The sequence below is a fragment of the Leptospira weilii genome, assembly GCF_006874765.1.
GTDB lineage: Bacteria > Spirochaetota > Leptospiria > Leptospirales > Leptospiraceae > Leptospira > Leptospira weilii.
Window position 1 is genome coordinate 2,837,501 of record NZ_CP040840.1, and the last position, 23,750, is coordinate 2,861,250.

The 23,750-nt window shown below is 36.3% G+C and carries 20 protein-coding genes and 4 pseudogenes (1 of these 24 cut by a window edge); all 24 read right to left on the minus strand.

Annotated elements, in window-relative coordinates; all coding sequences use genetic code 11:
* Positions 1–1,239: the 5' portion of an O-antigen polymerase gene (locus FHG67_RS13750; RefSeq protein ID WP_004497938.1), read on the minus strand. Its footprint begins 63 nt before the window's first position; the window shows 1,239 of its 1,302 coding nt (coding positions 1–1,239); its start codon is at positions 1,237–1,239; its stop codon lies beyond the left edge, outside the window.
* A 41-nt stretch (positions 1,240–1,280) separates the two neighbouring features.
* Positions 1,281–2,546 (minus strand): sugar transferase, encoded by a 1,266-nt coding sequence (locus FHG67_RS13755; protein WP_004497931.1) that lies wholly within the window; start codon positions 2,544–2,546, stop codon positions 1,281–1,283.
* A 111-nt stretch (positions 2,547–2,657) separates the two neighbouring features.
* Positions 2,658–3,857, minus strand: coding sequence for a glycosyltransferase family 4 protein (locus FHG67_RS13760; RefSeq protein ID WP_142499823.1), 1,200 nt, complete (start codon positions 3,855–3,857; stop codon positions 2,658–2,660).
* A gap of 9 nt (positions 3,858–3,866) precedes the next feature.
* Positions 3,867–4,997 carry a non-hydrolyzing UDP-N-acetylglucosamine 2-epimerase gene (wecB, locus tag FHG67_RS13765; RefSeq protein ID WP_004497936.1) on the minus strand — a complete coding sequence of 377 codons (1,131 nt, stop codon included), beginning with the start codon at positions 4,995–4,997 and terminating at the stop codon, positions 3,867–3,869.
* Positions 4,994–6,100 carry a UDP-2-acetamido-2,6-beta-L-arabino-hexul-4-ose reductase gene (gene wbjC, locus FHG67_RS13770; protein ID WP_004497939.1) on the minus strand — a complete coding sequence of 369 codons (1,107 nt, stop codon included), beginning with the start codon at positions 6,098–6,100 and terminating at the stop codon, positions 4,994–4,996. The genes wecB and wbjC overlap by 4 nt, the downstream gene beginning before the upstream one ends.
* A 3-nt stretch (positions 6,101–6,103) precedes the next feature.
* Positions 6,104–7,138, minus strand: a complete 1,035-nt coding sequence (locus tag FHG67_RS13775) for a polysaccharide biosynthesis protein (protein ID WP_002614509.1) — start codon at positions 7,136–7,138, stop codon at positions 6,104–6,106.
* Between the two features lie 18 nt (positions 7,139–7,156).
* Positions 7,157–7,342: pseudogene (locus FHG67_RS22060) on the minus strand (glycosyltransferase family 1 protein); the annotation flags it as partial.
* A 22-nt stretch (positions 7,343–7,364) separates the two neighbouring features.
* Positions 7,365–7,463 (minus strand): annotated as a pseudogene (locus tag FHG67_RS22710) (NAD(P)-dependent oxidoreductase); the annotation flags it as partial.
* A gap of 42 nt (positions 7,464–7,505) precedes the next feature.
* Positions 7,506–8,351, minus strand: a complete 846-nt coding sequence (locus tag FHG67_RS13785) for an NAD-dependent epimerase/dehydratase family protein (RefSeq protein WP_002614506.1) — start codon at positions 8,349–8,351, stop codon at positions 7,506–7,508.
* Positions 8,344–9,057 (minus strand): sugar phosphate nucleotidyltransferase, encoded by a 714-nt coding sequence (locus FHG67_RS13790; RefSeq protein WP_004497932.1) that lies wholly within the window; start codon positions 9,055–9,057, stop codon positions 8,344–8,346. Before FHG67_RS13790 ends, FHG67_RS13785 begins: the two co-directional genes overlap by 8 nt.
* Complete coding sequence (locus FHG67_RS13795) at positions 9,050–10,048, minus strand: NAD-dependent 4,6-dehydratase LegB (protein ID WP_004497949.1); 999 nt, start codon at positions 10,046–10,048, stop codon at positions 9,050–9,052. Before FHG67_RS13795 ends, FHG67_RS13790 begins: the two co-directional genes overlap by 8 nt.
* Before the next feature lie 59 nt (positions 10,049–10,107).
* The gene (locus tag FHG67_RS13800; RefSeq protein ID WP_004498723.1) at positions 10,108–11,190 is read right to left on the minus strand and encodes a glycosyltransferase family 4 protein; all 1,083 of its coding nucleotides are present in this window, start codon (positions 11,188–11,190) and stop codon (positions 10,108–10,110) included.
* Positions 11,191–11,205: 15 nt separating this feature from the next.
* A complete protein-coding gene (locus FHG67_RS13805; RefSeq protein ID WP_004497946.1) occupies positions 11,206–11,970 on the minus strand; it encodes an AglZ/HisF2 family acetamidino modification protein in 765 nt (254 codons plus the stop codon).
* Between the two features lie 3 nt (positions 11,971–11,973).
* Complete coding sequence (gene hisH, locus FHG67_RS13810) at positions 11,974–12,588, minus strand: imidazole glycerol phosphate synthase subunit HisH (RefSeq protein WP_004497945.1); 615 nt, start codon at positions 12,586–12,588, stop codon at positions 11,974–11,976.
* Positions 12,585–13,727, minus strand: a complete 1,143-nt coding sequence (locus FHG67_RS13815) for an N-acetyl sugar amidotransferase (RefSeq protein WP_004497940.1) — start codon at positions 13,725–13,727, stop codon at positions 12,585–12,587. Before FHG67_RS13815 ends, hisH begins: the two co-directional genes overlap by 4 nt.
* A gap of 46 nt (positions 13,728–13,773) precedes the next feature.
* Positions 13,774–14,679, minus strand: a complete 906-nt coding sequence (locus FHG67_RS13820) for a glycosyltransferase family 2 protein (protein WP_004497930.1) — start codon at positions 14,677–14,679, stop codon at positions 13,774–13,776.
* 37 nt (positions 14,680–14,716) lie between these two features.
* On the minus strand, positions 14,717–16,609 hold the full coding sequence (locus tag FHG67_RS13825) for a TIGR04326 family surface carbohydrate biosynthesis protein (RefSeq protein ID WP_004498742.1): 1,893 nt from the start codon (positions 16,607–16,609) through the stop codon (positions 14,717–14,719).
* Entirely contained in the window at positions 16,602–17,600 is a 999-nt protein-coding gene (locus tag FHG67_RS13830) for a phosphoglycerate dehydrogenase (RefSeq protein ID WP_004497956.1), read from the minus strand. The genes FHG67_RS13825 and FHG67_RS13830 overlap by 8 nt, the downstream gene beginning before the upstream one ends.
* 43 nt (positions 17,601–17,643) lie before the next feature.
* Positions 17,644–18,595 (minus strand): annotated as a pseudogene (locus FHG67_RS13835) (methyltransferase domain-containing protein).
* Between the two features lie 86 nt (positions 18,596–18,681).
* Positions 18,682–19,638 (minus strand): FkbM family methyltransferase, encoded by a 957-nt coding sequence (locus FHG67_RS13840; protein WP_002632188.1) that lies wholly within the window; start codon positions 19,636–19,638, stop codon positions 18,682–18,684.
* 122 nt (positions 19,639–19,760) lie between these two features.
* Positions 19,761–20,873, minus strand: a complete 1,113-nt coding sequence (locus FHG67_RS13845) for a hypothetical protein (protein WP_004500988.1) — start codon at positions 20,871–20,873, stop codon at positions 19,761–19,763.
* Positions 20,874–21,021: 148 nt separating this feature from the next.
* On the minus strand, positions 21,022–21,690 hold the full coding sequence (locus FHG67_RS13850) for a hypothetical protein (RefSeq protein ID WP_004498695.1): 669 nt from the start codon (positions 21,688–21,690) through the stop codon (positions 21,022–21,024).
* 141 nt (positions 21,691–21,831) lie between these two features.
* Positions 21,832–22,915 (minus strand): annotated as a pseudogene (locus FHG67_RS22715) (putative sugar O-methyltransferase).
* A gap of 69 nt (positions 22,916–22,984) precedes the next feature.
* Positions 22,985–23,749, minus strand: a complete 765-nt coding sequence (locus tag FHG67_RS13870; RefSeq protein WP_004498098.1) for an inositol monophosphatase family protein — start codon at positions 23,747–23,749, stop codon at positions 22,985–22,987.
* Position 23,750: the final 1 nt, after the last annotated feature.

Genomic DNA, 23,750 nt, shown 5'->3' on the forward strand with positions numbered 1-23,750 from the left:
TTTAAAAATACCAAAAATTCCGATAAAAAATAAAGAAGCCAAAAGAGAAACATAATATGGATTAAGCGAAATAAATGACTTTGAAAATTTAGCCACGCAAAATCCAAAGAGAATTCCCATCCCAATAATAAAAGGAATCCCCCCATCCTTATAAAGAGTGAAAAGTACAGAGCCGAAGGCATTATATTCTTTAGGTCTTCCGTCTTTCGAGTATCCTATAATCCTATTTTTATTTAAATACCCTCCAATCAAATCGCTCTGTGCTTGTATACGTAGTGGTATGCGAAAAAATGCTAAGGCAACCGAAAAGCTACTTTCTAGAGTCCCTAACGAAGCTCTTCCATACGTCCTTTCATGTAGCAGTGATTTTTCGTCCCTCAACTCGCTATCGAATATGGAAAAAGACTCTGTGTGATAATCGATAATATAGATATTTAAAAATTCGCGGAAATCAAATTGCTGATTCGAATTTCTTAGAGCACTTATAAAAAAAACTCCAAACAAGATACATGTAGCAATGAAAATATAAATTAAACTGATAGAGTTCAACAAGCTTTTACAATTTCTAAAAACTTTAATCATCAAAACCAAAATCAGAACAATTAGAACGTAATAAAATCCAAAGCGACCCAAAAACATCAATGTTTCCATTATCGTAAGAATCGCGCCTAAAATCAAAATTCGCATTTTTTTTAATCGTAAATAAAACGCCGCACCTAAAAACAAAGATGCAAAAATAATTGGAGTTACTACTAAAGAATAATAATATAAATATTTATTCTTCCCGAACAAAATCGACTCGCCGTAGACTCCGTATGCATAATCTCTAAATATGGACGAATGCATTGTATCCGATTTCAAGTTGATATAAATTGATTTTGATAAAAAAAACAAAACGATCGGAAATATAAAAATCAGAATAAAGTAAAAATAATATTTCTCCTTACCTTTTGTGAGCAGACCAAACAAAGAACGAGGCATAAGGCGAGTTTTATTCTGCGTCTTTATATCCCAAAATTTCGCAACACCAGCTCCCGCTGTCACCGAAGATAAAAGTATGATGTAAAGAGAATATGTGTAATCGGAAGGGATAAAAAGTCCAGTTAAAGAAAACGAAGACAAAAACATCCAAAAAAACCAATAGGCTTGGATTAAAAGAAGAATCCAGCTTGTTTTTTTCAAGAACAGATAAGAAAATGCCAAATTTAAAACGCCAAGCACAAATATAATAAGCGACATCGATTCAATCGTACCCAATTCAATATTTTATCTTTAACTTTCTACCTAGCTCCAAAGCCCGTCAAAATCGTCTTAACTGTTTTAAACGTGACCAAGATGTCGAGCCAAAATGAAAAATTCTTTATATAATAAAAATCATACTCTAACTTTACGTTCATTCCGTCCACTTCTGCGGCGTATCCTTGCTCCACCTGCGCCCATCCCGAAATTCCTGGGCGAACCACGTGCCTATAAGCAAAAAAAGGAACGTCTTTTTCATACCATTCCGAAAGTTCCATAGACTCCGGCCGCGGACCGATAAAACTCATATCGCCTAATAAAACGTTAAAAATCTGAGGAAGTTCGTCGATTCTATATTTCCTCAGATACTTACCCAACTTAGTGATACGTGGATCGTTTTCCCCTTCCGTAAATCCTTTTCCCTTTATATCTTGGGACATCGTCCTGAATTTTATGACCGTAAACGGTCTACCGCGAAACCCCATACGTTTTTGAAGAAAAAATGCCGGGCCTCTACTTTCTATACGAATCAAAACGGAAGTGATCAAAAGTATGGGAGTTAAAAAAGGAATTAAAACGACCGCCATAAGAAAATCAATGAAACGTTTTATTCTTTCATAAAAAATGGACGGCAAAAGAGTTCCTAACTCATTTTCCGAAAGATGATTGATTTTCACTCTTCCGGTTAACGATTCTATAATCTGTTTCGTATGATAAACCGGAATTCTAGAAAGTGTACACTTGGCCAAAAACTTTTCCCAATCCGGAGTTAAACCTTCGGACAGTAAATCGGCAACCACTCCGTCAAATCGTTGTTTTTCGAGGTCCGGCTTTTGTAAAAAAACGAACTCCGTTCCGTGAAGACTAGGAAAATCAAGCGCCTCTCCGAATGGGATCAAGGCAAATCTCTGTTTTCTATATCGATGACCTAAGAAATATCCAATATAACACCAAACAAGAGTTACTACAGCTCCGAGAATCATCCCTTGGATGCTATAATCCAAACGCATCAGTAAATAGATCAACATCATGAGGCCATAAATTATCGCGACGGAAGGGAGGATATATGCGGAAGATTGCGCCCCTGGATATTTAAACAACTTCCGAAGAGAAGTCGCCATAATGGAAAAAGAAATCAATACTCCGATGAGAGTATTAGAACTATTCGTATCGATATGTTTCCAAAATTCCAATCCCCATCTTGGAATCACCGTGATCACTAAAATCAAAACGGCCCCGGTCAAAAGCTGGAAAGTATTACTAAGTAATACTTGTTCATGAATCCTAGAATGACGCCTAACGTACATAACTAATACAATTCTCAATTAATAATGGAGCTAACAAAACTCGATTTTGTATACGTATCCCATTTGATTGGGAAGATACTACCGCGTGACGTTTATAATCTTGCAGCAATTCTAATATGATTTTTCGTACGAACTTAGGATCATATCCGCTGCGGAATTTACGGAAAATTTTTGTTTCAATAAACTTTCAGAGTTTTTTCCGCATTCTTTACGAACTTTCGGATTCAAAAATTTGAATGCATTTTCATAGAACAGTTTCTCCTGTCCTGATATGGAGACAAAACCCGCTCCTGCAGAATGAATAACCTCTTGCAAATCATTCCCAGGATTTACGGATCCTAAAATCGGCTTTCTTTGACGCATATATTCGAGTATTTTACCCGGAAAGTTGTGGGTTTGATGTTTTGCACTAAGAGTAAACAGACCCACGTCGAATTCCGATAGCATTTTCTTATATTCTTCTTGAGAAACGGAATCGAGCAAAGTCATATTCGAAATACTTTCTGAATACAACGTTTTCTTCACCAAATCGAATTCATCCCCGGCACCGACCAACAGAAAATGCGCTTCCGAATGAAATTGCATTCGTTTTGCAAGACGCAGAATATTCCTCATATCCTGCGCTTGGCCGATATTTCCACCGTAAAAAAAAACGACCTTATCTTCTAAATTCAATCTTTTGCGATAAAAATTTCCTTGATTCAATACCAAGTTTGAGTCGGTGGCCCAATTGTAGAGAAGTTGAATATTTTTAAATTCCGGAAACTTTTTAGCGAACCATTCCATGTTTGCGGGAGATTGAATACCTATTCTATTTGCGGCTCTATAATTTAATTTTTCATAATATTCAAAAAAATACGCTATTAAAGATTTTTCACGAATCAAACCGTTGTCAATGATCCATTGTGGAAAAAAATCTCTTAGTATTAAATAAGAAGGAACTCTCCAAAGCCTTTTCAGCCGAAACGTCAAATTTCCCCAAAAAATGGAAGGAGAATAATAGATTATATAATCTTGTGGATTTGAGATAAGATAATTCTTTAATGATTTCCAAGATCTCTTAGAAAGTAAAACTTCGTTTATCAATCTTTTGAATTTCGAAATATTCTTAATCGGACCAGAACGAAAACGCAGAACTTTGACTCGATCCAATTCGTCCAGACGAAACGGAACAGATAGATCAGCCCCCGGAGTGACGACGGTAACTTCATGATTTCTCGAAACAAACTCCAGCGCCAGTTCATGCATCATCTTCGCAGCGACCTTGACACTACCCGGAAGATAATCATCTATGACGATGCAAATTCTCATAGAAAATACTTAACTTTTATGCCATACGGTTCGATTGATATAATCCGTATAACTTAAAATGATTCGAACCACTTTTTCAGAGACATTCGGCATACTGTAATCGCTAACGTTCCTTATAATTCGATCGTCTCCGCGCGATTGGAATTCCAGAACTTCGAGAGCTTGTAGGATCCTTTCTTTTTCCAAACCCACCATCATAACAACCGATTCCTCCATACCTTCCGGGCGTTCATGCGCCTCCCGAATATTCAGCGCAGGAAAATTGAGGATTGCGGATTCCTCCGTAATCGTACCGCTGTCGGAAAGGACCGCTTTTGAAAAAATCTGCAAGTGATTATAATCTTTAAATCCCATAGGTTTCAATAAACGAATATGGGAGTGAAATGCGATTTTTAACGCATCGATTCTCTTCTGCGTCCTAGGATGAGTGGATACTACGACCGGTAGTTGATACTCTTCTGCAATTGAATTCAAAACTTCGACTAACTTTAAAAAATTCTTATCCGAATCGATATTCTCTTCCCGATGCGCGCTGATTACAAAATAATTATACCGGAGTAAATTCAGTTTTTCTAAAATGTTAGAACTTAAAATCCCTTCCTTGTAATAATTTAAAACTTCAAACATAGGACTTCCCGTCTTAATCACGGCTTCGGGTGGTAGACCTTCTCTCAAAAGATATTCTCTGGCTATACTGCTATAAGTCAGATTGATATCGGCGGTATGATCGACTATACGTCTGTTGATTTCTTCCGGCACTCGTTGGTCGAAACAGCGATTTCCCGCCTCCATATGGAAAATAGGTATTTTTCTTCTTTTAGCGGGAATCACCGCCATACAGCTGTTCGTATCTCCTAAAACTAGTATAGCGTCCGGACGAACCTCAGAAAGTAACTCGTCGACTTTAATGATCACATTTCCAATCGTTGCGGCTCCCGTTACGCCCGCAGCATTTAGAAAATGATCCGGCTTTCTAATTTCCAAATCTTGGAAAAAGATCTCATTGAGTTCGTAGTCGTAATTTTGACCGGTATGAATGATCGTATGATCGCAGTATTGATCCAGTTTTGCAAGAACCCGCGATAGACGGATGATTTCCGGCCTTGTGCCTATGATTGTGGAAACTTTTAATTTTTTCATGAATCGATTTTACAAGAATACGTATCCGGCTTGGATCTGTCGAAAATCTCGCTTGCCCAAAGCATTACCACCATCTCATCCTTTCCTACATTCGTTATGTCGTGCGTCCACCCGGGAATGGATTCCACAACTTGTGGAAAATTCCCTTCCGTAAAAATCTCAAAATATTCGTTTGTTAGAATATGCCGAAAGCGGAATTTCGCTTTTCCGGTAATTACGAGAAATTTCTCAATTTTACTATGGTGATAGTGTTCCCCACGGGTGATTCCGGGGTGCGCCGTAAAAAAAGAAAACTGACCGGAATCTTGAGTTTTAAGCATTTCTACAAAAACTCCTCTTGGATCCTTATACTGAGGGATAGAATATGAAAAAGAATTCGTATCCAAGTAACTGGTATAAGTCGCATACAGAGCGCGCATCAAACCGGTTCCGACATTTGGAATCGTTAAATCTTGGCGACTCCGTTTAAAAGAACACACCATCTCATAGAGTTGGTTTAAGGTTATTTCATAAGAAATAATGTTAGAATCGTAATTTTGGGGAAGATTTCTTAAAATACTTAAAAATTCATCTATTACGTCATCAATATATACTAAAGTTAGTTCAGTATCCGGATTGTTGATTTTTACCGGCAGATCCCTAACAATGTTGTAGCAAAAAGTAGCGACTACGGAATTGTAATTGGGGCGGCTCCATTTTCCAAAAACATTAGGTAAACGTAATATAAAAACCGGATTTCCGTTTTCGGATTGCAGCCCCTCCAGTATATGTTCGGCCTCCAATTTGCTTTTTCCATATTCATTATCCATTATGGCCTGAATCGAAGACGAAAAAAGGATAGGAGTTTTTTTCTTTTTCTTTTTTAATAAATTACAGATATATCCGGTCAAATCCGTATTTACTGTTTTGAACTCTAACGGGTCCTTGGGACGATTCACTCCCGCTAAGTGAAAAATGAAGTCCGCCTCGAAAATAAATTGAGACAATTCCTCTTCCGTAGATTCTTTTGTGTAAGAAAGAATCTTAAACTCTTTTTTTTCAATCAGTTGAGAAGTTAAATTTTTCCCAATGAAACCGTTCGCTCCCGTTATTAAAACATTCATAATTCAATCGGTTATCTCAGCCGGTCTTCCTTCTATTATATTCCTAATAAACTGCAGTTTTAATAACATATCCTTCATCCCATCCAGATTCAGTCTCTCTGTGTTATGCGAATTGTAATCTTCCAAGGATGAGATTTTTTTCTCGCCCTGATCGATAAACTTTCCATAATTTAAATCTCTTAAATCGGGAGGAATTCTATAATAATCCGTCATATCCTCTACATTCGCCATTTCTTCGCGGCTTAAGAGAGTTTCATAGAGTTTTTCCCCATGACGAGTCCCTATGACCTCAACGGGATGATTCACTTTTTTGAATAATTCCAATAACGCTTTCGACAAAGTAGAAATGGTCGCAGCGGGCGCTTTTTGAACAAAAATGTCGCCGTTATTTCCATTTTGAAACGCGTACAATACGAGTTCCACCGCATCCTCTAAAGACATCATAAATCGAGTCATATTCGGATCCGTTATAGTAAGCGGTTTATTATTTTGGATTTGTTCTATAAAAAGTGGAATCACGGACCCGCGGGAAGCCATCACGTTTCCGTAACGAGTTCCGCAGACGATCATATCCGAGTTTTCGATGCTTCTAGACTTAGCGACCATGACTTTTTCCATCATGGCTTTTGATATGCCCATTGCATTGATGGGATAAACCGCCTTATCGGTGCTCAAACAAACTACTTTTTTGACACTGCATTGAATGGCGGCCTCTATTACATTTTCAGTTCCGAGTACATTTGTTTTGACGGCTTCTAAAGGATGAAATTCGCAGGACGGGACTTGCTTCAATGCGGCAGCGTGAAATACATAGTCAACTCCCCGGAAGGCGCTGCGAACCGAATCCAAATCCCTGACGTCTCCGATAAAAAATTTCAGTTTGGAATGATTATATCTCTTTCTTAAATCGTCCTGTTTCTTTTCGTCTCTACTGAAGATTCTAATTTCGTTAATATCGCTCTGTAAAAATCGATCAAGAACCGCTTTTCCGAAGGAACCGGTTCCACCCGTTATTAAAAGAGATTTGCTTTTAAACATTTACTCAAAACTCCAGCGTTAATTTAAAACGTCATGAAAAAATTCGAAAGTGGAATCTGCGGTCTTTTTCCAGTTATAAATTTTACTTCTTTTATATGCATTTAGAGCGGATTTCATTCTTAGATCAGGAGACTCTATCAACTTACGCAAAGATTCGGCTATACTAACCGGTTCTTCGAGATTAAAATACAGAGTGCTATTAATAGCAGGATCACTGCCTAAAGAACTGAACTTCAAATTCGGCACTCTCGGATAAAACGCGAAACACTGCGTTTCCCAACATTCCCGATACACCTAAAACCAGTATTTTTTTCTGAGACAACATGATACGATTCAAATTTCCTAATTCGGTCGTTTTGTTTAAAAATCAGAGAACTTTCAATATTTCGGCCAACCCGTTTCGAAATGACCAAATCGGTTCCCATCCTAACACTTCTTTTGCTTTGGAAATGTCGGCTACGACATTGGAAATTTCCTCCTTTCTTTCCTTGAATTCCGATAAAACCGGTAAATTAGTATGAGCTATCTCCTGAGCGATGGAAATGACTTCCTGCACCGAATAAGAAACTCCAGAACCGATATTGAATGTGTGAAAACCGGTAATAGGAAATAAAGCGGAGGAAATCGAACTCAAGACGTCCTCCAAATAAATAAAATCCCTTTTAGGTGTTAGATCCAAAACACGAACTTCCTTCTTGGTTTTAACCTGTTTAAGAATTGTCGGGATCAAAAAATCCTCCCTTTGTCCCGAACCATAAACATTAAATAATCTTAAAACCTTAATATTCATATTTTTAAATTTAGAATAAAACTCGCAGACTTGCTCCGCCAGATATTTGGACAAAGCATACGGATTGTTCGGCGCGATTCTATGAGTTTCGGAAATCGGAATTTTTTCGGGTTTTCCATACAAATAGGCGCTGATAAATACGAATTGTGCATCGTATTTAAGGGCATAATCCAACGCATTTTGTGTACCCATTACGTTAGAATTGATAAACGAACGACTGTCTTTCCAACTGTCGGGCACATAGGTTTGGCCCGCCAAATGAACGACGGATTTTGTTTCAGGCAATTTTGACCAAGTCAAAGGATCGCTCACGTCCCCCATCTTTCGATCAAGCGCGCAAACGGATAAACTCTGATTTCGAAATTTTTCGACCAAAGGTTTACCGATAAATCCGGAAGCACCGGAAACCAATACATCAATCATGAAATAAGGTATCTTTCATTGTTTCAAATTCATCGATGGCTTTTTCATAATCGTCCGGACGTCCGATATCCAACCAATATCCTTCATGCGGCAGAACCGAAATCGGTCTATTGATTTCGATCAGTTTGAGCATTAGATGATCAAAACCGAATATGCTGTTCTTCGGAATAAAATCCAAGGCCGCTTGATTCACCATATAAACGCCCATACTCACTTCGTAGTCTTGAGCCGGTTTTTCTCGAAATCCGATAAGAAGTCCCCGACCATCCGTTTCCAAAACTCCGTAGTCGATCAATTGTTTTCTTTTCTTCGAGGAAATTGTAAAAATCGATTTTGATTCCACATGTATTTTATAAAAAGCGGAAAAATCGATATCCGTAAGAACGTCTCCGTTCATCACTAAAAAGTCACTGGGCAAATCGGATACCAGTTTCAAAGGCCCCATCGTGCCGAGTGGTTTATCTTCCAAGGAATAATCAATCTTTGTATTCCATTTACTTCCGTCCTGAAAAAAGGCTTGAATGAGTTGTGCTTGGTGATTTACGGCCATTGTGATGTGAGTAAATCCGGAGCTTACAAGTTGTTTTACAATCACTTCCAAAATGGGATATTCTCCAATGGGCATCAAAGGTTTAGGAAGTACGGTAGTATAAGGGCGCAATCGAGTCCCCTTACCTCCCGCTAATATGATCGCTCTCTTAGACATTGTATACCTCTACCTTATAACCTTTCAAATTTTCCGGTTTTTTAAACCATTCGATGGTTTCCTCAAGACCTTTCCTAAATCCTTGCAAACCGTTATACGCAGGTTGCCAGTTCAATAAATCCTTCGCTTTTTGGTTAGAAGCCCAGAGACGTTCCACTTCGCTTTTCTCGGGACGAATCCGATTGCTATCGGAAACGATCTCAACTTCCTTCCCAATAATGTTTGCGATGAGTTTTACCGTATCACCGACGGAAATTTCAAATCCGTTCCCGATATTGATCACCTCCCCAAAACCTTGTTTAGATTTTAAGGCGTTGATAAAACCGTTCACGGTATCCGTTACAAAATTAAAATCACGGGTCGGGCTCGTAGAACCCAGTTGAACCTTCGTCTTTCCACTGAGTAACTGAGTAATAACCGTTGGAATGATCGCTCTCGCCGACTGCCTGGGACCGTACGTATTGAACGGACGAACTGTAATCACGGGTGTTGAAAAAGAAGAATAAAACGAATAGGCCAATTGATCGGCACCGATTTTACTAGCGGAATACGGAGACTGTCCCTTCAAAGGATGCTCTTCTGTAATGGGAACAAACTGAGCCGTGCCGTAAACTTCGCTCGTGGAAGTATGAATGACTTTGCTTAAATTCAGATCCCTTGCGGCTTGCAGAACATTCAATGTTCCTTTAATATTCGTATCGATATACGTGTCCGGAGAATGATAGGAATAAGGGATACCGATGAGAGCCGCCAAATGTAAAACGGCGTCGGTTCCTTTCATCGCAGTTCTGACTCCGTTTGGATCCCGAACGTCGCCCGTAAAAACTTCAAATTTACCCCTAACGTCGTCGGAACAATAATCCAACCAACCCCAAGTGTTAAAAGAATTATAATAAACGAATGCTTTTACTTCGAACCCCGATCTAACCAAAGCTTCGGTTAGATGCGAGCCTATAAAACCGTCTGCACCGGTAACTAAAATTTTTTTCAAAGGAAGAACCTCTTCATTTTATTCGTAAATGAATGTAAGTTTGGATTTAGAAAAACGGATCACAAACCGATCACATTCTTAAGGTTGGAAGTATAAGTAGCGACTCTGTATTTTTCAACGGCCAATCGATTGTTATACAAAGCGATTTTTAAAAGACTATTTTGCTTTACGAGCAAATCCGAAAGAATTTTCATAATCGACTCGGATGAATTTTCCCGAATTTGAAATCCGTTTACTTGATCCGTAAAAATATCCAAAATTCCACTCTGGCCGGTTGTAATCACCACACAACCCGCAGCATACGCTTCTAAAATGGAAATCGGCTGACCTTCAAAGAACATGGTGGGAAGACAAAAAATATGGGCTTTTTCGAATAATTCCTTTTTCTTAGTATCATCAATCAAACCGTGATACCGAATGTTTTTTTTTCCTTTAATTTTTTCTTCAAAAATCGATCTTTCTTCTTCGGTATTAAATCTCCCAGCAAACTCAAGCACGTATTTTTTTTGAAGATCGGCTTTCAACGCCAGAAAACCTTCGAGCAATATCAAATATCCTTTTAACGGAATCATATTACTGATAAATAATAATCGAATGAAACTCAGTTGATCGAATTTCCGTCGAATCGTTTTTTCTGAAAGAAATAAATAATCCTGAGCGAAATTAGGGATGATTGAAATTTTTTTCTGATCCACATAGTCTCGGAAAATTTCCAAATGGGAATCCCCGGAAAGAATCACTCCCCCCACTCTTTTGATAAAAAATCGATTGAGTATAAATACCCAAGGATATTTATCAAACAAAAGTCTTTTTAAACTCCCACCGTGAAGATGAATATACATCTTCGGAAGCAGATTAAAACAGATCATATAAATCAAAACATCCTTTAAGTTTCCCGCAAGAGATTCAGAAATTGTAAAGTATACGGCGTCCGTTTTTGACTTTTTAAAAAAGGTTCGAACTAAAACCTTTAAAATTTCAACAACCCTTTGTATGGAATCCATTCCTTCCTTCAGACTTTGTTTCCTAAGATTGATCACTTCGACGTTATGTTCGGAAATAATACTGTCGTAAAATTCCTTACTGACCAAGGAATGACCGTTGATCGGAGGCGGTAAAGGAGCAATATATAAAACTTTCATAGTAAATTCGCTTTTTTAAGAGAACAATGTTTCTTTATCCGTGCCGTTCGGATAGTTGATTAAAACCGCTTTATGCACTCCTTTATAAATAAAAAGACTGCCCGCGGCAACGCCGATAATTCCAAGTTCCTGAATTAGATTTTTGATATGATCCAGCGATCCCGCTCCGCCTAAGACAGTAATCGGAATCTTACAGATACTTTGAATCTTTTTGACGATCTCGATCTCATAACCGGTCATAGTTCCGTCGCGATCGATGGAATTGAGTATGATTTCACCCGCACCCAATTCGATAACTTCTTTCACCAAATCCTCGAGATGTTTTCCGGTTTTTTTAGTTCCGTTATGAATCATCACTTCGTATTTTCTCGATAACGTCACTTTTTTAAAGTCGATTGCTACGACCACACTCTGACTTCCCAAGTAAGAGGCCATAGTGGAGATCATTTTCGGATTTTCGATTGCGAGTGAACTTACGATGATTTTTTCCACACCAAAACCTAAAATTCGATTCGCCTGGTCCAAATCCTTAATTCCACCGCCGTAACACAAAGGCATTCTACATTCATTCGCCAAACGTTCTACCAGGCGATAATTCGGTTCCTTTCCTTCTTTGCTGGCGGAAATATCCAAAACCGCAAGTTCATCGGCTTCTTTTTCATTAAAAATTCTTACTGCGTTTAATGGATCACCGATATATCTTTCGTCTCCGAATTGGATCGTTTTGACCAATCCGTTCTCTTGTAGCAACAATACGGGTATGATTCTGGGTCTTAACATAGATTATAAATTTGCAAAATTACGGATCAAAGCGACTCCGTTATGATGACTTTTCTCGGGATGAAACTGAGTTCCGTAGATATTTTCGCGATTCACCGCACACGCAAAATCCCCTCCATAGTCCGCCATCGCGATCACATCTTTCTTGTCCTCGCATTCCATATAATACGAATGTAAGAAATAGAAACGAGAATTCTTCTCCAAATTTTTCAGTAACGTATTTTCTCTCGTAGGGCTAACTTCGTTCCAACCTATTTGAGGAATGGTAAGAAAAGAATCGGATCGATCAAAGTTGAATTTTTTCACTCTTCCTCGAATCCACCCTAACCCCGATTTACTACCTTCTTCGCTGGATGAGGCTAAAATTTGCATTCCCACACAAACGCCCAGAACGGGAACTTTTTTGTTGATTATTAAATCGGAAAGTACATCCTGAATACCCGATTCGATCAACTTATCCATCACGCTATCAAACGAACCTACACCCGGCATAATGATTTTTGTGCAACTCTTGAGCTCCTGTTCGGTTTTAACGATTTGATGATGAAAATTCAGGCCTTTGAGAACGTTCGCAAAGGCCTTTAAATTCCCGACTCCATAATCTAAAATTCCAATCACTGAATGACCCTTTTTTCAATCCCAAGCATTCTAAAAATTTTAGTTCCAAGACTAATCAAACCGCTTGTGGATTTATAGTCTCTATAGGATTTATTTTCCAACTTTTCCAATCTCTCTAATTCCTCTCTTGTGATATCCAATTTGGAAGCGATATAGTCGAAGTCCTTCGAGATAGAAAGTTGATCATACGGCTTTTGACCGATTTCTTTCAAAGCGTCTTCCCGCGTTTTTTGATTGGTCAAAATCAGACTTGAATAATGGGCTTTTCTTTTATCGTATCCGAACTTATTCGGCAGCCAGTATCCTTCATAAAATTTCGTGAATCTGGATTCGTAGTGTTTATGGCTGTATCTCTGCCAACCAAATTTGGTTTCAAGTTCTCGAATGGCTTCTTCTTTGGTATAGGGAATGTAATTCAACGGCTGAACAACTTTCAATCTTTTGAATATTCCATAATATACTTTATATTTGAATATTCCCGTTAGAGGAAAAGTTTTTAATTTTCTTTTTCCGAATTTCCGATGAATATCCTTCAACTGTTTTAAATCCGACGCATGATAGTGCCATTCCAAGGGTTCTCGTATACATTCGGTCGAATAATTTCCGCCGTTTAAAATATAATGAAATCCGTGTTTTGCACAATAGTTATAAAGTGAGGCGAAAAAAACGTGGTCTTGAGGAGTGTCCAAATGAGGAACTCCCGCTTTAAAAAAGGACAACTGTAGATCCTTCATCTCTTCCCAATTTATCACTTCCGTTATCAAATCTAACTTCAATCCGTCGACTATCTTCTCGATATTATTGACCGCCTCCTGGGAGTTCCAACCTGCGTCCACATGAAATAAAAGAGGCCTTAAACCGAATTTCTCCTTTGCTAAGTAGGCCAGATAAGAACTGTCCACACCTCCGCTGATTCCAAGAATACAATCGTAATCCTTTCCTTTTCCCGCATGTTTCATCTTCCGTATCATTTCCTGAAGTAAGGAAGGAGTGTTCAGTTTTTTTTCCCATTCCGGTTTAATATTTTGAAAATAGTTCAAACAATGATTACAAACACCCTTTTCGTTGAATGTTATATTTGGATCGGTAGTGTCCATTACGCAGCTAGTACACACTCGAATCTCTTTTGAATTTTGCATTTTACCTCTTAATGATTGATGATTTAAAATTCGAACAAGAAAGCGTTTATTGAAATCGAAAAAAACCTAATAAATTCTTGAGTCGAAATAAGATTATGTATTTCCATTTGATTCGAAACGGCGCCTCTTGCAGAAACGCAATTTCATTCTTTGCGTCCTGCAAATTACCTAAAGATAGATGAACCAAGAATCTAGTTTTATAAAACCACCACGGGGTTTTACCACGATTCGAAACGTATCTATCAAAATCCGATTGATATTTTTTCTGCAAAGTGCGTAGTATATTCAAAGACCGTGTTGGATTTGTCAAATTACCACCTCCAGTCCAATAGTATCCAAGGGTTTTCGGGATCTGATAAAACTTATCTGTGATTTTCGAAACTCTGATCCAATAATCATAGTCTTCACCTGCGATTAATTCCGGATTCTCATCCAAACTTCCGACTTGGTCTACAACGGATTTACGTACAACCACACTGGAATTATTAATTCCATTTCCATTTACAATTAGGTCCTGTAAAATAGGCGTTTTCAGCATTCTTGTTTTTTCTTTTTTCCAATATAGAAATTGTGAAGTTGAATTTATTTTATATAAATCGTGATAGACTAAATCGATATTTTTAGATTCCAAAATGGAAACGGACACTTCCAACTTTTTCGGAGTCCACCAGTCATCTGAATCCAATAAAGCAATGTATTTGCCTTTTGCTTTCTGGATTCCAAAATTTCTTGGCCTGGACGGCCCCCCAAAATTCTCCAAATGATAATAATTGATTTTAAGAGAAAACTGAAATTCCTTTATAACGACCTCGGAATCATCCGTCGATCCATCATCGCAAACGATCACTTCAAAATTCCGATATGTTTGAGAAACCAAGCTAAAAAGACATCGCCTTAAATCATTTGCCCTATTGTAAGTTGGAATCACGATGCTTACTATGATATCTTTCATAATCTGATTTTGGTCATATAATTAAAAATTTTCCAACTCAATCAATTGCCAAAAGTTTTTTCCATTTGGGCAAATTCGGATCTATACAAAATAAAGAGTTTTCTTTTCCTACTAATACTTCGAAGTCACTCTCTAACGCGTTTGATAACTCATTTGCGGTCGAGACAAAAACAACGTCATTCACGCCAAGAAGAGGACTCATATTCAGGGAAGTTCCATCTAACACGGAAATTACGGGAACTCCAGAACAATAAACGTCAATCGCTGCAGAAGTGATATTGCTTGTATAAGCAATATCCACTTCCTCCAATAAATCCGTAATTGGTTCATGACGAACTTTCAGTCGCAAAGAAGGGAATTCACGTTCTTGGACCGGGCAAGCAGGATGAGATTTTAGAATAAATGTATAATCACGACCCAAAAATGGAATTGCATCGACTAACATCTGCATTTGTAATCTTGTAACCGACTCTACATAATCCGTCAAAATGAGAACTTTTACTTTAGAAGAATGAATTCTGAGTAATTTTTTTTTTGTAATTATTTCAGAATTGATTTTTAAATAACGCAACGCTTCTACCTCGACCATTTGGCCTTCCGGATATTTTCCCTCTCTATAGGCGTTCCAGGAAGCGTTTCCGTTGATTGCGACCACATCTGGCATCGGTAAAGAATTTTCACTTTTTTGAATGTAATTTCTATAATCGGAAAAATATCGTAGATCCCAAAATCGGACGGTTGAGTGAGGTACCCCGGTTAAAGGACCTATATTCTTAGATTTCCAAGTATAAATGAGCGCTCTTTCCCAAGCTTGATTTTCCTGGAGATATATTCCTTTTTTGGGACCGGAAATTTTTTCGAAATTTTTCTGGATGAGATTGAACAAAAATAAATTTTGAATCGACATTGATCCACCCAAGGAATCTAAAAAGTCTCTTTTTAGTATCGGCCAAAGATCGAAAAATAAAATTTCAGTTTTACAAAATAACCTAAAATCCCGGATGAACAATCGAATCCATTGGATTTTTAAGTAATCCTTAACGGTTTTTAACAATACAACAAGATCAATTCGTCCTTCCAAAAATCCATGGATTTCAGTTTCGTTTTGATTTAAATCACTTAATATATCAACACCTTCTTTGGAATTCGGAACTATACTATGAGGAATGAATATGTGCGACCAAAACGTTTTAACCTTCGCTTTTCGCAAAGTGTCGACTAAATCCGTCCAATAATTCGATCCGAACGACTTAACATTTTTCGAATTCGATCGCAAATGGAAGAAATAATCGAAAACGATCAGATCCGAATCTTGTACTTTTTTCTCGGGAATATTTTGTTTTCGTAATCCCCAAACCAAACTCAAATAACGCAGAAAAGCGACACTTGCTTTCAAAAAATAAGGCAGATGATTGTAGATCCTTCTGAGATTGAAAATTTCTCTGATCCCAAGACTCTTTTTCGGCAAAAAAAAGAATGGAACCTTCATTTCCTTACAAAACTTGCGAATCACATTTTGCAAATTACGATCCGAAGAATGAAGAAAGATCTCTGAAATATCCTTTTGATCTAGAATCTCCTCAAGAGCCAATAATTTAATCACACTGATCATAAAAGTGGACTTGCCATAATTGCTTTCCACAATCAACGTCATCCACCAATAACTAAAACCAGGTCGAATTTGTAACCAATCTACAATTCTTTTGTTCCTGAGACGTATTTCTCCTAATTGAAAAAGAATAGAATTGTATCGCTCTCTCAAGCGAATTCGATTTTGATCGATATATTTTGGAATCGAAAATCGAGCTTTAGAAGGATCTTCTGAATAATCCCTCCAAAGATAGATTCGACCAGAAAAATCGGGCAAATTTCGATCCACTGAATGATCCCAAATTAAGATAGAATTTTGATGAGGACTCTGGTTAAACAATCTGATTTTGATATTCTTCTTCGGGCACCGGATTGAGCAAACTCAGACCTTGAAAAAAACGAACTATCTCTTGCGCTGAGCCTTTTTCCATTAAAAGCCGACAGTCATAGGAACAAGATCCCATATGTTCTGTAAGTATAATATTATCCAAGTCGATTAGATTTCCTTTATATGGTTCCTGTTCAAAAACGTCAATTGCAGCCCCTGCAATCCGATTAAACTTTAACGCGTTGTATAGATCACTTTCGTTGACAATCCCTCCCCTAGCAGTGTTGATCAAAAAAGTATCTTTAGAAAAAGTGTTGAATTCTTTTTCTCCGATTAGATTTCTAGTTTTATTCGTCAAAGGAACATGCAAAGAAACAATATCAGAAGTCGCATAGATCTCTTCTTTACTGACAAGTTTAAAATTAACGTTTTTACCTTTCAATACCTCTAAGATTTCTTTTGCTTTTGCTTTCAGATCATTGATCAAAATCATTTTAGGCTTGAATTCGGACAAGATACGAATTACGTTCAGTCCGACTCTACCAGCGCCAATAATTCCAATTGTAGATTCGCCCAATCGTTTTCCAGTGAATCTAGACCAACCCCCAACTTTCAATTCCTGATGTGCCGAAAGAACTTTTCTTGTGAGGGAAACCATTAAGCCAATCGTTAATTCCACTACTGCCATAGTGACCGCATCTGGAGTGTAGGCGACTGCAATTCCTCGCTCCTTACATAGCTTTAATGGAACAGAATCCAAACCTATCCCAACTCGAGAAATAATCTTTAAATTTTCGTTCTTATAAATCAGAGGAGTCAAGTCTTCTGTTCCTGCGATGATACCGTCCACGTCTTTTGCAAACTCAGAGACTTCAATAGAAGTCAACTTTCGTTTTAAAGGATTGGTAAAAATTTCCCAACCAGTTTCATGGAGAATTTCCAAAGGTTCAGAATTATAAAAACCGAATGGGTATGTGGAAATAAATATTTTTTTTGATTTCATAAGCGATCTAGGAAAATTAAAATTTAATAATGCTTAGGGTAAATTATTTTTTAGCAAAAACCCAAATGTGTGAACTCAATTGGTATTTTTTAAGAAAAGATTGAAATTCGGAAATTGCATCAGTTCCCCTTTCTTTTAATACGCGAATGAATTCGTTTTCATAACCGCTATTCAACACGATGTCCAAGTCCAACTCGCCAGGAGTAAGAATTTCTACTTCAGAAAATCCTGCATTCTTAAAAGCGATTTCAAACCCATGAACACTCATAAAATTAAGATGATGGGGAGGGAAAACGCTATTCGACTTTTCCTGAAGAGTCAAAATATCAAAACCTTCATACCCTAATCCAGTTAGAAGACAATATCCATAAATTAAAAACTGAACTTATGAATCTTGAAGTGGAAAAAACGTGTTCAATCACTTCAGAGGAGATTACTAAATCAAACTTGTTAGACCATTCTGCAGAGTTCTCCGCAGTCGTGTTTAAAGTATCAATCTTTTTATTTCGAGAAATTTCCGCCATCTCTAAGGATGGTTCGATACCGAAAACCTCAGACCCGGTAAAAAACCGAAGTATTTCCTCTAAAAATATACCATACCCGGAACCGACGTCACAAATCTTTGCGGGATGAAATTTCTTTTCTTTAAAGTATTTGAATATTCGTTCGGCTTTTGGTCGGAATAATTTTTCTCGCCTAGACTCGGCAACGGTAGGAAAAAATACGTCCGACCAAAACTGAGACGATTCCGCAGCTCTATAAAACTCTTCTAAAATTTCCTCAGACGGCCTTGGATTACAAAATAAGCTCCCGCACTCATTACACAAAACATAATTATATTCATTTTTATAAATATGTTTTGTATAATTTTCTGAGTTGCATGCAGGACAGGGAATTTCCAAGAATTTAGCTTTATCTAATTTTTTGGAGTCTGATTCCACTAAATTCAAATACTTGAGTAATAAATCTTTGGGACGGATTTCATTTTCTTTCATTTTAGAATATAGTTTTCAATTTAAATGTTTTTTCACAAAAACAGAATAGATCATTCTTACAATTAATTAAAAATTAACTTTTATATTTACAGATTTCCTAAATTTTTATCTGAACCTGAATACCATTCATGTTCTTCAAAAATATTTGTAATTTTTTGTAAAATATTACGTAAACGTCCTTTTCCACGAAACCTAGGAATAATTTGCCACTTTTTCTGCTTTGCAATTAATTTATTAATCAAATTATAAGTAGCATTATCAAATCTCTTTTTAAAGTCACCTTCATTGAATAAAACCTGAGCTAAATCAGTATAACCATAAACAAGATAGATACAAATTGTCCGAACCAATTTCTCATTACTTAAATTTGCAGCTGATAAAATAGATTCAGGAGTTTTAAAATAAAGGGTGTCGCAAAAAATTAATTGCCCTTTGTCAATTCCTGTGGCAAAGCTATTCTTACGTTTCCAATAATAACGTTGCAAATCAAAAAGAGTAAATCCTTGTGTTCGAATATACTCGTCAACCTCAGGAAACAATGGTTGATTCAAATACATTGGAACAAATTCTATTTCAATCTGTAAACCAATTGTATCATTTAAATAATGAGAAGCACCTTTCAAAATAGATAATTCTAATCCTTGAGTATCAACTTTTAAAAAATCTATATACTTAACTTCTTTATCCTTTAAAAGAGAATCAATACAATCTGTTTTAATCTTAATCGCCCTTTCTACATCGTATCTTTCTGCATCAGGAAATGCTTTTAAAAACTTTAGATTTGGCAAGTAAGCAGAAGAAACTTGTTGTCTTTTACATAAATTAAATGAAATTTCCTGTTTTGAATCCGAGAGCGCAGTACCAATCACTAATATCCTAGTATCTTTTTGCTTTACTAATTGCTCATATTCTCTAGGATCTGGTTCAAAAAGTATCCCTTTGTAAAAAGAAGTAAACTTTTCCCATCTGGGATGTATCCCCCCACTTGCTCCAACATCCGCTATTATTAGAGGGTTGGTTTTTAATAATTTATCAGTTATCATCAAACTTTTCCTAAATTTTATAAATTCTTAACATCTTATAATAAAACATCTTACGCCTAAATCCCTTCTCTCCATATTTTAGAAGTTATATAGACACTTACTATAAATTTTTTATAGGAACATTATGAAAACGTTTCCTCATGATTCACTTTGCAAGAACGTTTATAGCTAAAAAAATATCCCAAAAGAATGTAGTGAATCGGAAAAAGATAACGAGAATGAACAATTGGAGAAAGAGCGATGATAAAAACAAAAGTCGTAATAAACAGTAGAACGTCTCCATTTTTACGATTCAGAAGAACATTATAATTTAATAAGACTTTGAGTACCACAGGAATGAACCCAAGAAATAAAATTGCAAAAGGAAGTTCTTTCAAGTAATATAGATTTAGTTTTGCAGTTTTATAAAATTCGAAACCTACTTTCACATTATCAAAAAAATATTGAAAGACTTTTGGAATCGCAAAAATAAGACTTCCGATACCTGACTCTTTATTGAGAGAATAGACTACAGAGGTAAAACCTAAATTTATCTGAGAATCCACAAAAAGATAATCTTGGTCGCGAAAAATAAAGTTTTGAACGATCAAAAATAAGATTACATAAATAAGAGTAATCGCGTATGTTTTCTTAACATGAAAACCTCCAAGAAAACAAAGCATCAATAAACAACCATAGTGAACTCTTACCACACTTAGGATGAGAATACACATTCCCATCCAAACCCACCTTTTTTTACAAAAATAATAAAAACTTCCAAAGACTAGAAATAGAGAGATTGGCTCTTTATTCATCATCTGCGAATAATAAATCACGGCCGGATTAAGGAAAAAAAAAGCGGGATGGATTTTGAAACCAAAGATCTCAATAAATATTTTATCTAAGAATCGAAAAGCACCTAAATAAACGCATGAATTAAACAAATAACTAATATAAACTATGGAAACTTCATTAATCTCTAAACTAAATACTTTTATGAGAAGAAAATAAATAAAAGGCAAGCCATTGTCATTAATACCAGTTCCCCAGCGAAACGAATAATTTGTGCCAAACAACATGGCAATCAAGTTGGGATAATATGCTTTGGCATGATCTAAAGCCAAAGGATAAAAGCAATGACTCACAGGCAGAAATCTACTATACCACCCTAACCAATCCAGACCGAATGCATTCAAGTAAAGATAGGAAAGTATAAAATACAAACCGATAGAAATTATAAGACTTAGAGAGTTCATACGTAGTTTCATAATATTTTATAATTTCATTGAAAAAATAATAGACCTAACTATTACAAATAATAATTTTATAGCATACAAATAATCCGTCTCGAAAACCCATTTGCATTTTTGCTAAGAAAGAATGATTCTACCCCTTGAATTAGAATCAATTTGACTCCTGTAGTTTTTTTCGAACGCTCAAAAAAAACTCGAAACAAATCACGAAAAAACATCCGGCGATAAATCCAAAAACAATCCCTGCTCCGACAATTAGGACAGGATTCTTTACTACAGGAACCGGTAGAGGACTTTTGATCGCTATCGCATCAATCTGGGAAGAAGGAATATTTCCTAAAGATCGAATCCCATTGAGAAGATAGACATGATTTACTTGTGCTCTATGCAATTGATATAAATTTTCTAAAATCTCTTTATGAACCTTTTGAATTTCAGATTCATCTTCTGAGCCACTATTGCTAGTTAAAATAATTAGATTCGTATTGCTCGGTTGAGAAACGGACACCGAAACCGATTTCTGTCCCGCTTTGGAACGAGTCTCGTACATTTGGGGGATATAAATTGAATTTAATTTCTCCACAACAGTTTGAGGAGTTTCCACATATTGTACCATCCCAAATTCATTTTTACCAATTACACCTAAGCTAAAAATGGATTTAAATTCAAAAGTGATCTTTGTAGAATTACTACTCTTCTGTCTCAACGCATATAAACATGCTATTGTTAAAACAAATACGAAAACGCATAAGAATAGAACTTTTCTGCGAATTATCAGTATAACAAAATCTAAAACTGTAATTTCCGTTTCTTGTTTCAAAATTTAACTCCTACGGTTTTTTAATCAATATAAACTTTACATTCATTTTCGACCCACTCAAAAGACGATTTTAGCAAATCACAATCTGATTTATTACAAATTCTCACAAAATATAAACAGAATATTTTTCATCCGATTGAGTTATTTACGAATTCTTTCCAGACGCACCAATCGCATCTAACTGAACTAGACGACTGAATCGTGAAATTTCATTGATTAGAATTTGATTTGATTTTTTCCAAGGAAATTCAAAAAAACGATTGGGAACCTCATTTTGAATTCTTGTGTATGGGTCACGTCCCATTGGAATTTTCTCGATTCTGTTTGAAGTGAAAAAATATCCATTCTTTTTCGTTACATTTTGTATCAAGTCAAAGTATATGGAAATTTGTTTTGGTTTCATTTCCTGAAAGGAATGGCAATTGATCGAAAGGTCTATATAATTCTTTGGTAATAAATTAATGTTTGTCGTTGTCAAAAATAAGAAATCATAATCTTTAGAAAGAGTTTTATTAACTTCATTTGGTAATACGATTTTCGCTTCTGGAAATATTTTAGAAAGATACGCCGCGCAAATAGGAATCATTTCAGGTAAATCGACGATAACGCATTGAATCGGGGATAAACTATTGTATAAAATAGAAGAAAAATTTCCATTTCCACTTCCGATTTCAAGAACTCTCCTTATCTCTCCTTTTTTATATAACCTTTTAATAAATTTAGATAATAATAATTAAGATATATATTAGGGGAAGCTAAATGGCCAGACCAAGAACTATAATGTTTGGATACAGACTTTGCATCTGGAAAAATTTCCGAATTTTTCTTAAGTTCTAAGTGATTGATACGGTATGGAGATAGATCAGGATCGGAAATAACAGCATGACTGCATCAAATGCAGATTTGTAGGATAGCAGTTTTGTCTGATTAAAATATTTAGCTACAATTAATTCTGGTAAATCACTTATATTCAATAACACTTTATTGATTTTACTAAACAAGCGAATTATCATGGAATTCGATGAAGGCACATAATAACCCGAGTCCCTCCTATAATAACCGAATCTTCAGTTAAAACGGACGTCAACTCCTTAACTTGATCCTGCCAATAATCGGATTTCGAAATGACACTATCAGTAAGATAAACTTTTGAATTTTTAAATTCTTTCAGTCTACTGATCAGATTTTTATTTAGAAAAATCTTATTCCTTGTTTTATATCCCATTACAAATCCTTTTACATTTACACTTTCAAGATATCCCTACGCCAATGAACTCATTTTTTCCAAAAAATCTCATAGACTTCCATTTGTCGCCCGAACATCGTATGTATATTGCGAAACCAAAGTTTTATAAAAAGTGACATTTCCGCCAGCTCCTAAGACAACTGGAATCCCTCCACCCACATCCCAAATCTGAATATTGGTTTCCTTATAAATTTCCGCAGCTCCGGATGCAACCATACAAAGAGATAAAGAAGCAGAACCAAGCAATCGTACTTTTTTGTATTTCTGAAACTCGGAAACAAAAGAGTTTAAAGTTTTTGTTGAAAAGTTATTTTTAACGGGTATACCAGTACACAAAACCGAATCGAATTCTGCACGAACCTGGCTAACTCTAATTTTTCTCCGATTTTTCCAAGAAGCGTCACCGACAATTCCGGAATACAAATCACCTCTAAAAATATCGTAAACAACACCTAAAATAGGAATTTCTGCATCCCAAAGCCCAATCGAAACCCCACACATTGGAATTCCTTTTGTATAATTCAAACTTCCATCTAGAGGATCTACAATCCATCGCAGCTCGGAATCCGTTTGAGAGGAAGATGCATTTTTAATTTCTCCTGACTCTTCGCTTAGAATTGGAAGCTGAGAATTTTTAGAAAGATATTGAATGATTTTACGTTCCGCTTTTAAATCCGCTTCAATCTTTACGTCATGAATTTCAGAAGCATGAATACGCAACGAAGAGGGATTTTTTTTTTGCAATGTTTGCCCCACTTCGGAAGCAATTTCTTGTGCGAACCGTAAAAACTGTATCTTCGATTTTATATTCATG

What these genes read in the sequence shown, in the direction of transcription:
- FHG67_RS13800 (WP_004498723.1), bottom strand. Translation starts at nt 11,190, where the DNA reads ATGAAAGTTTTATATATTGCTCCTTTACCGCCTCCGATCAACGGTCAT.
- FHG67_RS13755 (WP_004497931.1), bottom strand. Translation starts at nt 2,546, where the DNA reads ATGTACGTTAGGCGTCATTCTAGGATTCATGAACAAGTATTACTTAGT.
- FHG67_RS13870 (WP_004498098.1), bottom strand. Translation starts at nt 23,749, where the DNA reads ATGAATATAAAATCGAAGATACAGTTTTTACGGTTCGCACAAGAAATT.
- FHG67_RS13820 (WP_004497930.1), bottom strand. Translation starts at nt 14,679, where the DNA reads ATGAAAGATATCATAGTAAGCATCGTGATTCCAACTTACAATAGGGCA.
- FHG67_RS13845 (WP_004500988.1), bottom strand. Translation starts at nt 20,873, where the DNA reads ATGAACTCTCTAAGTCTTATAATTTCTATCGGTTTGTATTTTATACTT.
- FHG67_RS13790 (WP_004497932.1), bottom strand. Translation starts at nt 9,057, where the DNA reads ATGTCTAAGAGAGCGATCATATTAGCGGGAGGTAAGGGGACTCGATTG.
- FHG67_RS13830 (WP_004497956.1), bottom strand. Translation starts at nt 17,600, where the DNA reads ATGAAATCAAAAAAAATATTTATTTCCACATACCCATTCGGTTTTTAT.
- wbjC (WP_004497939.1), bottom strand. Translation starts at nt 6,100, where the DNA reads ATGAATGTTTTAATAACGGGAGCGAACGGTTTCATTGGGAAAAATTTA.
- FHG67_RS13775 (WP_002614509.1), bottom strand. Translation starts at nt 7,138, where the DNA reads ATGTTTAAAAGCAAATCTCTTTTAATAACGGGTGGAACCGGTTCCTTC.
- FHG67_RS13760 (WP_142499823.1), bottom strand. Translation starts at nt 3,857, where the DNA reads ATGAGAATTTGCATCGTCATAGATGATTATCTTCCGGGTAGTGTCAAG.
- FHG67_RS13840 (WP_002632188.1), bottom strand. Translation starts at nt 19,638, where the DNA reads ATGATAACTGATAAATTATTAAAAACCAACCCTCTAATAATAGCGGAT.
- FHG67_RS13805 (WP_004497946.1), bottom strand. Translation starts at nt 11,970, where the DNA reads ATGTTAAGACCCAGAATCATACCCGTATTGTTGCTACAAGAGAACGGA.
- FHG67_RS13815 (WP_004497940.1), bottom strand. Translation starts at nt 13,727, where the DNA reads ATGCAAAATTCAAAAGAGATTCGAGTGTGTACTAGCTGCGTAATGGAC.
- FHG67_RS13785 (WP_002614506.1), bottom strand. Translation starts at nt 8,351, where the DNA reads ATGATTGATGTATTGGTTTCCGGTGCTTCCGGATTTATCGGTAAACCT.
- wecB (WP_004497936.1), bottom strand. Translation starts at nt 4,997, where the DNA reads ATGAAAAAATTAAAAGTTTCCACAATCATAGGCACAAGGCCGGAAATC.